Here is a 13,487-nt window from a genome sequence, read left to right on the forward strand (position 1 = left end):
GCCCCGCTCCACCCTCCACGCGAACGCCGCAGGGCCGCGCATGAGGATCGTGTTGGTGCCGCTCGACGAGCGGCCGGTCTCCGCGCGCCTCCCCGGCCTCGTCGCGGCCATCGCCGGCGCCGCGGTCGACGGGCCGCCGGCGGAGGCGCTGCCCTCGGTCCGGCGCCCCGGCGACGTCGACCTGCTCTCGTCGTGGTTCGCGGAGGCCGCGGCGAACGCCGACGGTGCGGTGGTCTCGCTCGACGCGCTCGGATTCGGGGGCCTCATCCCCTCGCGCATCGGCGACGAGCCGCTCGAGCAGGTGCTCACGCGGTGGTCGGTGCTGCGCGGGCTCGACGTGCCCGTCCACGCCGCGGTGGTGGTGCCGCGGTCGCCCGACGCTCTCGACGCCTTCGAGGAGCCGGAGTACTGGGCCCAGTGGGGACCGTCGCTGCATGCCCTCTCGGCGCGCCTGGCCGACGGCGATCGCGCGGGCCGCGCGGACCGCGCGGAGGGCGCGGAGCCGGTGCCGGGCGAGGTCCGCGCCGACTGGCTGCGCCGACGGCTCCGGCAGCATGCCCTCGGTCTGGCGGCGGTCGGGCTCGCGGCCGACGGCACGATCTCGCGGCTCTTCGTGGGCGTGGACGACGCGGCGACCCGGTCGCTCTCGGCCGTGGCGCAGGCGGAGCTCGATGCGTGGACGGCCCGACTCGAGCTGCGCGATCGGGTCGTGGTCGGGCCGGGCGCCGACGAGACGGGCGCCGTGCTCACCGCACGCCTGCTCGTCGACCGGCTCGCCGGCGACACCCGCCCCCGTGTCGCCCTCGCGTGCGCCGAACCCGACGGCCTCCGCCGGGTCGCGCCGTACGAGACCGGACCGGTCGGCACGACCGCCCGCGCGCAGGTCGAGGCCGCAGGCGGCGTGCTCGTCGACGAGCCGGCCGCCGCCGACGCCGTGCTCGTCGTGCACGCCCCCGACGGCTCCCGTGGCGACTGGGCGGTCGCCGCGCCCGCGACCACCGACGACGTGGCCGCGTGTCGCACGGCCGAGCTCGTCGCCCGCCTGCTCGACGGCGGCGCGGCGGTCGCCGTGGGCGACGTCGCCCAGCCGAACGGCGCCGACCCCAAGCTGGTGCGCGAACTGGCCGCCACCGGTGCCGTCGCACGGCTCGACGGGTACGCGGCGTGGAACACCGCCGGCAACACCCTCGGCACCGCGGCGGCGCACCTCGTCACGGCCGTCGTCGCCCGCCGCGCCGGCGTGTTCGACGAGGCGGCGGCGTCGCGGCTGGTCCGCCTCCGGCTCATCGAGGACTTCGGCTACATGAGCGTCGCCCGCGCGGCCCTGCGGCGCGAGCTCGGCTCGCCTGTCGACCGTCACGATCGCATCGACGACCCGGATGCCGCATCCGCCTTCGTCGCCGGTCGACTCGGCGATGCACTCGTCTCGATCCCGGGCCTCGGGATCGGACCCGTCCGCCCGGAGCACGTCCGCTTCCCGTGGGGGCGGAGCTTCGAGATCGCGCTCGCGGATGACTCGGGGGGGCTCCCGTGACCGCGCGCGCCGTCGAGCTGCGGGCGGACGTCGCGATCGCGGGCCTCGGCCTGGGCGCGATCGCGGCCGCGATGGCGGTGGTGCGCGCGGGGCGCACCGCCGTCATGGCGGGCCCGGAGTCCCGGCTCGGCGGACAGGTGACGGCGCAGCTCACCGCTCCGCTGGACGAGCATCCCCACATCGAGACCGCCGGGTGCTCGACGTCCTATCGTGCCTTCCGTGATGGGCTGCGAGCCGAGTACGGCGGGGTGGTGAATCCCGGCGGCGGCTGGGTGAGCCGGATCTGCTTCGAGCCGCTGGTGGGCGAGCGCGTGCTCGCCGCGATGCTCGCTCCGGCCGTCGAGGCGGGTCGCCTCACCGTCGTGACGGGGGCGACGCCGATCGTGGTCGAGCAGTTGGGCGCACGCATCGCGGCCGTCAGGTTCCGTACCCCGGAGGGCGAGCTCCGCCTTGCGGGCGACGTCGTGATCGACGCGACCGAGACCGGCGACCTGCTGCCGCTGGCCGGGGTCGACTGGATCGTCGGCTCCGAGGGACGGGACGCGTTCGGCGAGCCGCACGCGCTGCCGGGCGGGCCCGACTCGCGCGCCGAGCAGTCGTGCACGATCGTCGCGGCCCTCGTACGCGACGATGGACCGCACGAGGTCGGCGCGCCGCCGGAGGGCTACGCCGAGTTGCGCGATGCACAGCCCTTCAGCCTCACACTCGCGAACGACGCCGATCACGAGCACACCTTCCCGTTCTTCGACGACGGGGTCCCGCCGGGTTCCTTCTGGTCGTACCGTCGGGTCCGCGATCCGCGGCAGGTGGGTGGGCCGGATGCCGCGATCATCAACTGGCACGGCAACGACTGGTACGGCAGCCCGCTCACCGCAGAGCCGGAGCGCACCCGTGCCGACGCCCGGCGGCTCGCCGTCGCGTTCGTGCACTGGTTGCGGACCGAGGCGCCCCGCGACGACGAGGCCGGCACGGGGTATCCGGAGCTGCGGCTCGCACCGGAGGTCTCGGGCACGCCCGACGGGCTCGCCGAGACGCCCTACGTGCGGGAGTCGCGTCGGCTCGCGTCGGCCCGGCCCGTCACCGAGCTCGACCTGGCCCCCAGGGCGGGCCTCGCGAGGGCCGCGGCATTCGACGACGCCGTGGGCATCGCGTGGTACCACGCCGACCTGCACCCGCGCGTCGGCGGGCACTCGAGCGTGTACGCGCCGACGGCACCCTTCCAGGTGCCGCTCCGGGCGCTCGTCTCCGAACGGGACGGTGCGCCGGTGAACCTCGTGGCGGGCGCGAAGAACCTCGCCGCCACCCAGGTGGCGGCGGCGGCCTACCGGGTGCACCACGGCGAGTGGGCCGTGGGGGAGGCGGCGGGAGCGCTCGGCGCCGTCGCCGTCGACCGCCGCACGAGTCCGGCGGACATCGCCGGCGACCCGAGCGCGCAGGTCGCACTGCAGGTCGCGCTGCTGCGCGCGGGCGTTCCCATCGTGTGGGCGACCGACCTCGGTCCGCGCCACGCGGCGTTCGTCGCGGGCTCGCTGCTCGCCGCGCACGGCGGCCTCGACGACGACCGACTCCGCCGGCTCGAGGTCCGGCCCGACGAACCGGCCGACACCGAGGCCCTCGCCGCCCTGTCCCGCGCCGCCGCCACGCTGGCGGCGCGCTTCGACCTCGAGGCGCCGGCGCCGCCCGAACGCGCCGGCGCCTCCTGGGCTGATCTCGCCCGCACCCTGGCCGACCCGATCCTGACGGCTGCGGATGCCCTCGGGCACCCGGAAGCACGCCACGGCGTGACGGCGCGGCCGTCCCGCCACGACCCCGAATGAGGACCATGCACCACATCCCGTCCCTCCTCGACCGGCTCCGCGGCCGCCTCGTCGTCTCCTGCCAGGCGCGCGTCGGCGAGCCCCTGCACGGTTCCGCGCACATGACCGCGATGGCGCTGTCGGCCATCGCCGGCGGCGCGGGCGGCATCCGCTGCGAAGGACCCGAGGACGTGCGCGCCATCCGGAACGCCACCGACCTGCCCCTCATCGGGCTGTGGAAGGTCGGGCACGAGGGCGTGTACATCACGCCGACGCTCGAGCACGCGGTGCAGGTCGCCGAGGCCGGAGCCGACCTCGTCGCGATCGACGCGACCGCCCGGCAACGGCCCGACGGGCGCACGCTCGACGAGACCATCGCCGCACTCACCGAGCGCGGCATCGGCGTCATGGCCGACGTGTCGACGCTCGACGAGGGCATCGCCGCGGCCCGCGCGGGCGCGACCGTCGTGGGCACCACCCTGTCGGGATACACGCCGGACACGACCGGCGCCAGCGGACCCGACGTGGCGCTCGTGGCGGCGCTCGCCGCCGCCGTCGACGTGCCGGTCATCGCCGAGGGCCGCATCCAGAGGCCCGGCCAGCTCGCCGCGGCCTTCGACGCCGGCGCGTGGGCCGTGGTCGTCGGCGGCGCCATCACCCGCCCCGCCTCGATCACCGCGGGGTTCGTGGAGGCCATCCCCGCCGATGCCGGGCGCCGCGCCGCCGAACGGGGGCGACTCCATGTCTGAGCTCCGCGAACGCACGGCGACGCCCGTGTGCCACGTGGTCACGCACGTGCACTGGGACCGCGAGTGGTACCGGCCGTTCGAGTCGTACCGCGCTCGGCTCGTGGAACTCGTCGAGCAGGTCTGCCGCCAGCTCGACTCCGGGTCGCTCGAGGCCTTCCACCTCGACGGCCAGACGATCACGGTGCGGGATGTCGGCGACCTCCGCCCCGACCTCGTCGACGAGGTGCGACGGCACGTCCGCGCCGGTCGGTTGACCATCGGTCCCTGGCACGTGCTCGCCGACAACCAGCTCGTGTCGGGCGAGAACCTCGTGCGCAACCTCCTCGCGGCACGTCGGCACGGCGCCGAGATCGGCGACCTGACGGGCATCGGCTACTCGCCGGATGCCTTCGGCCACCCCGCGGACCTGCCCCGCATCCTCCAGGGGTTCGGCATCGGCACCGCGCTCGTCTGGCGCGGTGCCCCGCCCGAACTCGCCGAGTTCCGCTGGCGTTCGCCCGACGGCTCCGAGGTCCACGCCGTGTCCCAGCGGTATCACGAGGCCGAGGTGCTCTGGACGCCCGAGGGTCGCGACGGTCGACTCGCGGCCTTCCTCGCGGGCGAGGCGGAGCGGCGCCCGGCGGGACCCTGGCTGCTCATGAACGGCGGCGATCACCTGGCCCCGCGCGACACGACCGGCGTGCTCGCGGAGGTCGCCTCCGCGGTCGGCAGCCGTGTCGAGCTCCCGCAGTCCTCGCTCGAGGCGTTCTTCGCCGCGGTGCGCGACTCGCGTCCCGCGCCCTCGGTCGTCGACGGCGAACTCCGCCGGCTCGGCGGTCCCGGCTCCTTCCTGCTCCCGGGCACGCTCTCCGCGCGGGTGCACCTCAAGCAGGAGAACGCCCGCGCCGAGCGCCTGCTCGAGCGGATCGTCGAACCGCTGCTGGCACTCGAGCAGCTCACTCCCGCCACCCCGTCCGCGGCGCCGGTCCCCGACGCCACGCCGCTCGACGGATCGAGCGTCGGCCACCTCCGGCACGCGTGGGAGCTCGTGCTCGAGAACGCACCGCACGACTCCATCTGCGGCTGCAGCGTCGACGAGGTGCACCGCGAGAACTCCGTCCGCACCGACCGGGTCGTGCAGCTCGCCGACCAGCTCGTGCGCCGGGCACTGCTGCGCCGGGGCTTCGATACTCGCGTCCACGGCGCGCCGGCGACGGAGGCCGCGCGCGTCGTCGTGTTCGTGCCGCCGGCGGCGGCCGGGCGCGAGGTGCCGGTCGAGGTCGAGGTCGTCGTCGCCCCCGACCGCGCGGTCGTGCGCGCGAACGCGCCGGACGGCACCGAGGTGCCGATCGAGGTCGAGGACCTCGGCGTGCGGCGCTCGTTCGAGGCCGACCTCGACCTGCTGCCCGACTCCGTGGTCGCGCGGGTCCAGCGGCTGCGGTTCGTCGCGACCGGCGTCGCACCGGGCGGACTCGCCGTCTACGACCTGCGACTCGGCGCGTTCGACGACGCGGGCTCCGCCACCGCCGCCGCGCCCGCCGGGATCGACGAGGAGGTCGACCTGGGCGATGGGCTGCAGGCCCGCATCGCCGCCGACGGCTCGTTCTCGGTGACGGATGCCGCCGGCATCCGGCACGACGGACTCGCCCGGCTCGTCGACGGCGGCGACCGCGGCGACACCTACAACTACGACCCACCCGCCGACGACCGCATCGTCACCGCCGTCGCCGGCGACGTGCGCGTGCGACGGACGCCGGTGCGAACGGTCGTCTCGTGGACAGCGACCCTCGACCTCCCGCTCCGCCTCGATGAGGGGCGCGACGCCCGCACGGCCGAGTCCGTGGCGACGCCCGTGGCCGTCGAGCTTGCGCACTGGCACGGACGCCCGGGCCTCGAGTGGTCGGCGCGGTTCGTCAACTCGGCACTCGACCACCGCCTGCGGGTCCACTCCCGGGTGCGCGGCACGCCGTCGGCGTGGACGAGCGGCCAGCACTTCTCGAACCTGGCGCGGCCGTTCGGACCCGAGCTCGGACCGCTGCCCGACGCGGCCAACCGCGAGGCGGAGATCGGCACGCATCCCGCTCACGGCTACGTCGTCGCGGGCGAGGGCGACCGCGCCCTCGCACTGCTCCTGGACCACGTCTCGGAGGTCCAGGGACTCGAGGCCCGGCCCGACGGCGACGCCGAGCTCGCCGTCACGATGCTCCGCAGCGTCGGCTGGCTCTCGCGCTTCGACCTGCGAACCCGAACGACGGGGGCCGGGCCGGAGCTTCCTGCCCCGGAGGCGCAGCTGCTCCGCCCGATCGAGGCGAGGCTGGGCTTCCTCCTCGGCTCCGACGCGCTCGATGCATTCGCGCTCGCCGACGCGGCGGATGCGCGTCGCGCCGGCGCGATCGCGCTCCAGTTGCGCGAGGGCACCCCGGTGTCGGCCCCGGCGGTCGGCTCGGCGATCGAGGTCGAGGGTGCGATCGTGAGTGCGCTCAAGCCGGCGGAGGACGGGAACGGCGTCATCCTCCGCGTCGCGAATCCGTCGCCCGCGGCACGGGACGCCGCTATCACGATCGCCCCGGGCATCGACGCGCGTCCGGTGCGGCTCGACGAGTCCCCCGCACCCGGCGAGCTGGTCGACTCCAGCGTGGCTGCCACGGGATCGCGCCGGGTCTCGCTGCGGCTGGCGCCCCACGCGACCGTGAGCCTGCGCCTGGAGGTCGCTCGATGACCGCGGGGGTGCTCCTCTCGATCGATGCAGGGCAGACATCGGTTCGCGTCCGGGTCCGCGACGCATCGGGCGTCCGCGTCCTCGCTCACCCCGGCGTGCTGCCCGACCGGTCCGCGGTCGAGCAGGTGGCCGACCTCCTCGACACGCACCGCGGCCTGGAGCCGACGGCCGTCGCGGTGGGGCTCTCGGGTTTCGGTGCCGACCGCGATGCCGCGGCCCGGCTCCTCGATCGCGCGCCGACCGCTCGCCGGGCGATCCTCGCGCACGACTCCGTCACGGGCTACCTCGGCGCGAACGGCGACGCGGACGGTGCCGTGGCGGCCGTGGGCACCGGCGTCGTCGTCCTCGGGGTGGGTCCGTCGGGCGTCGCGCGCGTCGACGGCTGGGGCGCCATACTCGGAGATGACGGAAGCGCCTACTGGCTCGGCCGCGCCGGCCTCGCCGCGGCGCTCCGCGCGACCGACGGGCGCGGCCCGCGCACCTCGCTCATTCCGGCGGCGCTCAGCGCATTCGGTCCGATCGAGCACATCTACCTTGCGGTGCAGGCCGATCCGCACCGGGTCGCCAACGTGGCGGGCTTCGCGCCCGCCGTGACCGCCGCGGCCGAGCAGGGCGACGCGGTCGCCGGAGCGATCGTCGAGCGCGCCGCACAGGAGCTCGTGCACTCGCTGTCGACCGCGCTGGCGCGTGTCGGCGCCGACCCGGCGACCGCGCGCGTCAGCGCGGTCGGCCGGGTGACCGGATCCGCATCGATGCGCCGGGCGCTCCGAGCCGAGCTCGTTCGTCGCTTCGGTCCGGACGGCAGCGCGCGTGCGGCGTCGCTCGCGGAACCGGTCGGTCAGCCGATCGACGGTGTCGAGCGGCTGCATGAGCTGCCCTCGACGCACGCGCTCGCCTCGGTGGTCGTGACCGCGGAGCGATGACCGCGCCGAGGAGCCCTCACTCTTCGCCCGTCGCGGCCCGCGCGGCCGCGGCCGCCCGCTCGACCCACCTCGGGGTGTCGCCGTAGCGCTGGAACGGCACCAGCCGCCCCGCCGCGCAGTCGGCGATCAGCAGCTCGAGCCGCCGCTCGCGCGTCGCCTCCTGCTTGGCCGACAGCAGCCAGTGGACCACGACCCTGCGGTAGCTCGGGGTCGAGGCGCCCCAGAAGGCGGCGGCCGCGGGGTTCGCCTCGAGCAGGGCGGCCGCCTCGGGCGGCAGCTCGCGCGGCGCGGTCTCGAACGAGTACACCCGGGATCGGTCGTCGCGGCGTCGCTCGAAGGCCGCCAGGCCCGCGGGGTGCATGCGACCCTCGGTGGTCAGCCGCTCGACGAGCGCGATGTTCACCGCCGACCAGTTGCCCGCGGGCTTGCGCGGGCTCCAGCGCTGGCGCCGCGCATCGTCGTCGATGCGCTGCGACACCGAGTCGATCCATCCGAAGCACAGCGCCTCGGGCACCGCCTGCTCCCAGGTGAGCCCGCGGTCGGGCACGTGCCGCTTGTACAGGCCCATCCACAGCTCGGTCGCGCTGTCGTGGTTCGCCTCGAGCCACGCGCGGAACTCATCGGGCCCCGAGAAGAAGATCGCGGGGCGCTCCGGCGTGCCGCCCGGGGTTCCGATCTGCTCGGCCATGGCACGAGTCTGCCAGCCACCGCGGACATGCCGGCGACCGGGTCGCGTGAACGTCGGCGGGCGTACGCTGGCAGGGACACGCCACATCGTCCGACGGGAGGCGTCATGGTCCAGGTCCGCGTCCTCGGGGTCGCGCTCGACGCGTCGGGGCAGCACATCATCCTGCTGAAGCCGCTCGGCGACGAGCCCGGCGAGGGGCGGGTCCTGCCGATCTGGATCGGCGCACAGGAGGCCACCTCCATCCTCATCGCCATCCAGGGCGAGGAGGCGCCGCGGCCGCTGTCGCACGACCTCATGAAGATGCTGCTCGATGCCGTCGAGTCGCAGATCGAGCGGGTCGAGGTGACGCGCATCGAGGACGGCACGTTCTACGCCGAGCTCTCGATCAGCGGGCCGACCGGCACGTACACGATCGACGCGCGGCCATCCGACTCCGTCGCGCTGGCCTCGCGGACAGGGGCGCCGCTGTTCGTGGCCGATGAGGTGCTCGAGGAGGCCGGCATCCCGGCCGAGATGGTCGAGACCCACGAGGAATCCGAGGAGGAGAAGCTCGAGGAGTTCAAGAAGTTCCTCGAGGAGGTCGATCCCGAGGACTTCCAGGGCTGAGCGACGGACACGGCGCCGTGCCGAGCGAGCGCGTGACGCGGCATCCGGGAGGATCGAGGGCGTGAGCTGGATCTGGATCGTCGCGGGCGTCGCGCTCATCGCGCTCGGGCTGAACGAGGTGTTCCACACGGTGCTGCACCCCACCGGCCGCGGGCGATTCTCGCACTACGCCGCGAGCGCGACGTGGGCGCTGTCGTCGCGGCTCGGGCGGCGGGGCCGAACCGTCGCCGGCCCCCTCGCCGCGGTGGCGATCGTCACCGTGTGGGCCGCGCTGCAGATCGTCGGATGGGCGCTCGTCTACCTGCCGTTCGTGCCCGACGGCTTCGCGTACAACCCCGAGATCGATCCGGCCTTGTACCCGCCGATCGTCGAGGCCCTCTACTTCTCCGTCGTGAGCATGTCCACGCTCGGCCTCGGCGACGTCTATCCGGTCGATCCCTGGCTGCGTGTCGTCGCGCCGTTCCAGGGGCTGATCGGATTCGCGCTGCTCACGGCCGCGGTCGCGTGGTTCCTCGAACTGCAACCCGGGCTGGGCCGCCGCCGCGCGCTCGCGCTGCGGATCGCCCTGGTCCGCGAGGCCGACACGGCGGGGCACCTGCTCAACATGGAGTCGGGGACCTCGAGCGGCCTGCTCGACTCGCTCACCGCCGATCTCGCGCAGGTTCGGGTCGACCTGTGGCAGAACGCCGAGTCGTACTACTTCACCGAGCAGGAGCCCGAGGCGTCGCTGGCGGCGCAGCTGCCCTATGCGCGTCACCTCGGGCGACTCGCACGACGTTCGGAGGACCGGACGGTGCGCAACAGCGGGCAGATGCTCGAGGAAGCCATCGACGACTTCGCCGGCTTGGTGCGCGACCGATTCCTGGGCCGCGCACGAGACACCGACGAGGTCCTGCGGCAGTACGCGCAGCAGCACCGGCAGCAGCCGTGGGTCGAACCGTCCGACGACGCCGGCTCGGGGGCCTAGGGCAGGTCGAACGCCGTGTCGCCGAGGAGGATCGCGGCGCCGATCAGCACGAGGCCGCTCGCGATGACGATGGCGCCGATGCCGAGCATGAGCGCCGCCCCGAACAGCGAGGCGCGCGATTCGCGCCGGATGGCGGTGGGGGCGGGGTTCGATCGGTCGAGCGTCATGCGCGTTCCTTCGGCTCGTGGGGGAGGTGGCGTGATGACTCGATCATCGCAGACGCGTCGCCCCCGGGAGAAGCGTGCCGCCGACCGGCGGCAGAATGGCCGCATGGATGCCGCGTTCCCCGCCCTGACCGACATGCCCGCGCCGCAGTTCGTCATGTCGGCCGAGGGCTTGCGCATTGCGACCTACTCGTGGGGCGACCCCGAGGCGCCGACCGTCCTGTGCGTGCACGGATTCGCCTCGAGCTGCCGCGACAACTGGGTGATGACGGGGTGGGTGCGCGACCTCACGCGCGCCGGCTTCCGCGTGCTCGGTGTCGACCAGCGCGGGCACGGCGCGAGCGACAAGCCCCACGACCCGTCCGCCTACGCCATGGACTCGCTGGTCGGCGATCTCGTGACGGTCCTCGACACGTACCTCCTCGGCTCGGTCTCCTACCTCGGCTACTCGCTCGGTGCGCGAGTGGGGTGGCAGGTCGCGGTGCAGGTGCCCGATCACGTCGATCGCGCGGTCCTCGGAGGCATTCCGGACGGCCGGCCCCTGGCGCGCCTGCAGATCGAGCAGGCGAGGGCCTACGCCGAGCACGGCACGCCCGTCGAGGATCGGGTCACCTGGAACTACTGCACGCTCGCCGAGCGCGTGCCGGGCAACGACCTGCGCGCGCTCGTCGCGCTCGCCGAGGGCATGCGGCTCGGGGATGTCGACCCCGACCCATCGAATCCGCCGCAGCAGGAGATCCTGTTCGCGACCGGGTCGGAGGACGCGATCCTCGAGCAGTCGCGCCAGCTGGCGGGTGCGACGCCCCACGGCTCGTTCGTGGAGATCCCGGCCCGACACCACTTCAACGCACCCGGTTCGCGCGTCTTCCGCCAGGCGGCCGTCGAGTTCCTGCGGGCCGTGTGAGGCGCGATGGCTGGTGCGCCTCGAACGGGGACTGGCCTTCCTGTGAATCGTGTGATTCTGATTGCCGACTGGCGAGCATGCTGCAACCGTGGGCCCGATGCGACAACACAGAGAGAACATGCCCGAGACGGCGCATCCCGCGCTCGAGATCGATGGCTGGATGCGCATCGAACTCGACGACGACGTGCTGGCGCACGTCGCGCTCGTCGTCTTCTCCAAGCTCCGGCGCAATGAACCGCTGCTCGTCTCGTGGACCGATCCCGAGGGCAGCGCGATGCAGGCCTGGGTCCACCCGAACTCGACGATCGTCGCGCGGCACACCCCGGGCGTCGAGTCCTCGATCGACCGGGTCCGCGCCGAACGCATGATGGTGGCGGCGAACAGCACCCCGGGCCTGCGGCTGGCACGGTTCGCTCCCGACGACCGCGCGGGAGCCATCCCGGCCGCGCAGCCCATGGCCCCGGCGGCCTGAACGCCGCCGCCGCGCTGGGATCAGACGCCGAGGCCGGCGCGGATCGCCTCGGCGGCCGCCGCGGTCTCGGCGAGCACCGCGTCGAGGTCGGTTCCGCTGTAGCTCGTCGCGACGTACGGGACGGTGAGGGCGGCGACCGCCTCGGCACGATCGGCGCGAAGCACGGGGAACACCACGTCGGTGATGCCGGGCTGCGCGGCATCCGGCTGCACGAGATGCCCGGCGGCCCGGATGGCGCGCGCATCCGCCGACACGTCGTCACCGCGGTCGGCGGGCCGCGGCCCGAACGCCGCGAGCACGCGCCCCGTCGGCGTGCCCTCGACGTCGAACAGCGCGCCGACCCGCACGCGGAAGCCGAAGTCGGCGGGGCTCTCGACCTGGGCGATCACCCGTACCCGTCCGGAGTCCAGCACGCTGAGGTTGCACGACTGCCGGGTCGAGGTCGCCAGCTCCCGCATCGGGATCGCCGACGCCGACACCAGCGACCGGAGCGGCTCGGCCCGGTGCGCGAGGTCGAAGAGGCGCATCGACAGCTCGTAGAGCCCGGTCTGCCGGTCGCGCCGCAGGTAGCCGCGACGTTCGAGCCGCATGAGCGGGCGGAAGACCTGCCCCGATGAGAGCCCGATCGCGCGGGCGATGTCGAGCTGGGTCATGCCGCCGGGCCGGTCGGCGAGCAGCTCGAGGATGTCGAGCGCCTTGTCGACGGCCGGCGCGGCGTACTCGGGGGTCTCGGCCACGGCGAGGCCTACGCCGCCGAGTGCAGGGTGGCCAGCATCCGGCGCGCGATCGTGCGATCGAGGTCGTCGGGCACCGGCTGCGGACCGGGTGCGAGCTCGGCCGCCCGCGTCGCGACGCGCTCGAGGGAGAGCGACTGCAGCAGGAAGCCGAGGTCCATCGCCTCGAGCGAGTTGCCCTTCGGCTCGGCTCCGGCGAGGTTGAACATGCGGCCCTCCGCGAGGAGTACGACGTGGCGCCCGCCGGGCAGGTCGAAGCGGTCGAGCGCATCGACGATCCGCGAGTGCCCGACCGCCGACGCGCGCAACGCCGGCACGTCGATCTCCCACGGGACGTGGCCGATGTTGCCGAGGATCGCGCCGTCGTGCATGCGCTCGATCAGGTCGACGCCGAGCACGCCGGGACGGCCCGTCGCGGTGATGAACACGTCGCCCCACTCGGCGAAGTCGTCGCCGGTGCCGACCCGGAACCCGTCGAGGGCGGCCTCGAACGCCTTCAGCTCGTCGACGTCGACCACGGCGACCTTCGCGCCGAGCGCGCGCAGGTAGTGCGCGACGCCGCGGCCGCACCATCCGTAGCCGAAGACGACGAACCGACGGCCGGTCACCATGGCGTTCGTCAGGCGCATGAAGCTCTCGACGGCGGATTGGCCCACGGCGTGCTTGTTCTCGCCGATCGCCTTCAGCAGGCTGTCGTTGATCACGATCACGGGGAACGGCACGAGGCCGTGCAGCTCGCCGCGCAGCCGGTCGCCCCCGCTCGTGGTCTCCTCGGTGCCGCCCACGATGCCGTCGGCGTGGCCGCGCGCCACGATGCCCGCGACGAGGTCGCCGCCGTTGTCGAGGAGGATGTCGGGGTCGGCGTCGAGCACGGCGGCGACGTTGCGCTCGTGCTGGTCGAGCGGGTCGGCGCGCCGCCCGATGATGCGGATGCCGGGACGGGTGTTGAGGTAGGCGACCACGTCGTCCTGGGTGGACCCGAAGTTGCCGGTGCCGACGAGTTCCGCCCCGCCGGCTGCGAGCGTCTCGACCAGCACGGCCGTCTTCGGTTCGACGTGCAGCGACATGCCGATGCGGTGCCCGGCGAAGGGCTGCGATGCGGCGAACTCGCGGCGGACGTCGGCGAGCAGCGCCATGCGGGAGCGGATCCAGTCGACGCGCGCGGCGCCGCTGCTGATGAGGTCTCGATCCTCCATGCGCACACTTTACCGATATGAAAGCGCGATTCATATATGCAAAGCCTGCTGACAGT

At 74.2% G+C, this 13,487-nt stretch carries 13 protein-coding genes; 9 read left to right on the forward strand and 4 right to left on the reverse strand.

Annotated features, from left to right (window positions below):
- Positions 1 to 40 precede the first annotated feature (40 nt).
- The 5 genes from JOD46_RS05345 to JOD46_RS05365 are packed head-to-tail and all read left to right on the forward strand — an operon-like array spanning position 41 to position 7,700.
- Positions 41 to 1,534: a DUF4127 family protein gene (locus JOD46_RS05345; RefSeq protein ID WP_204392217.1), complete on the forward strand. Its 1,494-nt coding sequence runs from the start codon at positions 41 to 43 to the stop codon at positions 1,532 to 1,534.
- Positions 1,531 to 3,351: an FAD-dependent oxidoreductase gene (locus JOD46_RS05350; protein WP_204392219.1), complete on the forward strand. Its 1,821-nt coding sequence runs from the start codon at positions 1,531 to 1,533 to the stop codon at positions 3,349 to 3,351. Before JOD46_RS05345 ends, JOD46_RS05350 begins: the two co-directional genes overlap by 4 nt.
- Before the next feature lie 5 nt (positions 3,352 to 3,356).
- Complete coding sequence (locus JOD46_RS05355; RefSeq protein ID WP_204392221.1) at positions 3,357 to 4,079, forward strand: N-acetylmannosamine-6-phosphate 2-epimerase; 723 nt, start codon at positions 3,357 to 3,359, stop codon at positions 4,077 to 4,079.
- Entirely contained in the window at positions 4,072 to 6,777 is a 2,706-nt protein-coding gene (locus JOD46_RS05360; RefSeq protein WP_204392223.1) for a glycoside hydrolase family 38 N-terminal domain-containing protein, read from the forward strand. The genes JOD46_RS05355 and JOD46_RS05360 overlap by 8 nt, the downstream gene beginning before the upstream one ends.
- On the forward strand, positions 6,774 to 7,700 hold the full coding sequence (locus JOD46_RS05365) for a BadF/BadG/BcrA/BcrD ATPase family protein (protein ID WP_204392225.1): 927 nt from the start codon (positions 6,774 to 6,776) through the stop codon (positions 7,698 to 7,700). Before JOD46_RS05360 ends, JOD46_RS05365 begins: the two co-directional genes overlap by 4 nt.
- A gap of 16 nt (positions 7,701 to 7,716) precedes the next feature.
- Here JOD46_RS05365 and JOD46_RS05370 read toward each other — a convergent pair whose 3' ends face one another.
- Positions 7,717 to 8,388, reverse strand: a complete 672-nt coding sequence (locus tag JOD46_RS05370; protein WP_204392227.1) for a YdeI/OmpD-associated family protein — start codon at positions 8,386 to 8,388, stop codon at positions 7,717 to 7,719.
- Between the two features lie 105 nt (positions 8,389 to 8,493).
- On the opposite strand from JOD46_RS05370, the gene JOD46_RS05375 reads away from it, so the two are divergent.
- Together JOD46_RS05375 and JOD46_RS18480 are read left to right on the forward strand one after the other, a co-directional pair.
- The gene (locus JOD46_RS05375; RefSeq protein ID WP_204392229.1) at positions 8,494 to 8,994 is read left to right on the forward strand and encodes a bifunctional nuclease family protein; all 501 of its coding nucleotides are present in this window, start codon (positions 8,494 to 8,496) and stop codon (positions 8,992 to 8,994) included.
- A gap of 61 nt (positions 8,995 to 9,055) precedes the next feature.
- On the forward strand, positions 9,056 to 9,961 hold the full coding sequence (locus JOD46_RS18480) for a potassium channel family protein (RefSeq protein WP_204392231.1): 906 nt from the start codon (positions 9,056 to 9,058) through the stop codon (positions 9,959 to 9,961).
- On the opposite strand, the gene JOD46_RS05385 is transcribed toward JOD46_RS18480, so the two are convergent.
- The gene (locus tag JOD46_RS05385) at positions 9,958 to 10,128 is read right to left on the reverse strand and encodes a hypothetical protein (RefSeq protein WP_204392233.1); all 171 of its coding nucleotides are present in this window, start codon (positions 10,126 to 10,128) and stop codon (positions 9,958 to 9,960) included. The two genes, JOD46_RS18480 and JOD46_RS05385, sit on opposite strands and share 4 nt — an antisense overlap.
- Before the next feature lie 103 nt (positions 10,129 to 10,231).
- Here JOD46_RS05385 and JOD46_RS05390 point away from each other — a divergent pair, with 103 nt between their 5' ends.
- Positions 10,232 to 11,029 carry an alpha/beta fold hydrolase gene (locus tag JOD46_RS05390; RefSeq protein WP_204392235.1) on the forward strand — a complete coding sequence of 266 codons (798 nt, stop codon included), beginning with the start codon at positions 10,232 to 10,234 and terminating at the stop codon, positions 11,027 to 11,029.
- A 118-nt stretch (positions 11,030 to 11,147) separates the two neighbouring features.
- A complete protein-coding gene (locus JOD46_RS05395; protein ID WP_204392237.1) occupies positions 11,148 to 11,501 on the forward strand; it encodes a DUF7882 family protein in 354 nt (117 codons plus the stop codon).
- Between the two features lie 20 nt (positions 11,502 to 11,521).
- Here JOD46_RS05395 and JOD46_RS05400 read toward each other — a convergent pair whose 3' ends face one another.
- Positions 11,522 to 12,238, reverse strand: coding sequence for an IclR family transcriptional regulator (locus tag JOD46_RS05400; protein ID WP_204392239.1), 717 nt, complete (start codon positions 12,236 to 12,238; stop codon positions 11,522 to 11,524).
- Positions 12,239 to 12,246: 8 nt separating this feature from the next.
- Positions 12,247 to 13,431 carry an adenosylhomocysteinase gene (locus tag JOD46_RS05405; protein WP_204392241.1) on the reverse strand — a complete coding sequence of 395 codons (1,185 nt, stop codon included), beginning with the start codon at positions 13,429 to 13,431 and terminating at the stop codon, positions 12,247 to 12,249.
- Positions 13,432 to 13,487 lie beyond the last annotated feature (56 nt).

Source organism: Agromyces aurantiacus, assembly GCF_016907355.1.
GTDB classification, from domain to species: domain Bacteria; phylum Actinomycetota; class Actinomycetes; order Actinomycetales; family Microbacteriaceae; genus Agromyces; species Agromyces aurantiacus.

What these genes read in the sequence shown, in the direction of transcription:
- JOD46_RS05345 (WP_204392217.1), top strand. Translation starts at nt 41, where the DNA reads ATGAGGATCGTGTTGGTGCCGCTCGACGAGCGGCCGGTCTCCGCGCGC.
- JOD46_RS05355 (WP_204392221.1), top strand. Translation starts at nt 3,357, where the DNA reads ATGCACCACATCCCGTCCCTCCTCGACCGGCTCCGCGGCCGCCTCGTC.
- JOD46_RS05360 (WP_204392223.1), top strand. Translation starts at nt 4,072, where the DNA reads ATGTCTGAGCTCCGCGAACGCACGGCGACGCCCGTGTGCCACGTGGTC.
- JOD46_RS05365 (WP_204392225.1), top strand. Translation starts at nt 6,774, where the DNA reads ATGACCGCGGGGGTGCTCCTCTCGATCGATGCAGGGCAGACATCGGTT.
- JOD46_RS05370 (WP_204392227.1), bottom strand. Translation starts at nt 8,388, where the DNA reads ATGGCCGAGCAGATCGGAACCCCGGGCGGCACGCCGGAGCGCCCCGCG.
- JOD46_RS05375 (WP_204392229.1), top strand. Translation starts at nt 8,494, where the DNA reads ATGGTCCAGGTCCGCGTCCTCGGGGTCGCGCTCGACGCGTCGGGGCAG.
- JOD46_RS05385 (WP_204392233.1), bottom strand. Translation starts at nt 10,128, where the DNA reads ATGACGCTCGACCGATCGAACCCCGCCCCCACCGCCATCCGGCGCGAA.
- JOD46_RS05390 (WP_204392235.1), top strand. Translation starts at nt 10,232, where the DNA reads ATGGATGCCGCGTTCCCCGCCCTGACCGACATGCCCGCGCCGCAGTTC.
- JOD46_RS05395 (WP_204392237.1), top strand. Translation starts at nt 11,148, where the DNA reads ATGCCCGAGACGGCGCATCCCGCGCTCGAGATCGATGGCTGGATGCGC.
- JOD46_RS05405 (WP_204392241.1), bottom strand. Translation starts at nt 13,431, where the DNA reads ATGGAGGATCGAGACCTCATCAGCAGCGGCGCCGCGCGCGTCGACTGG.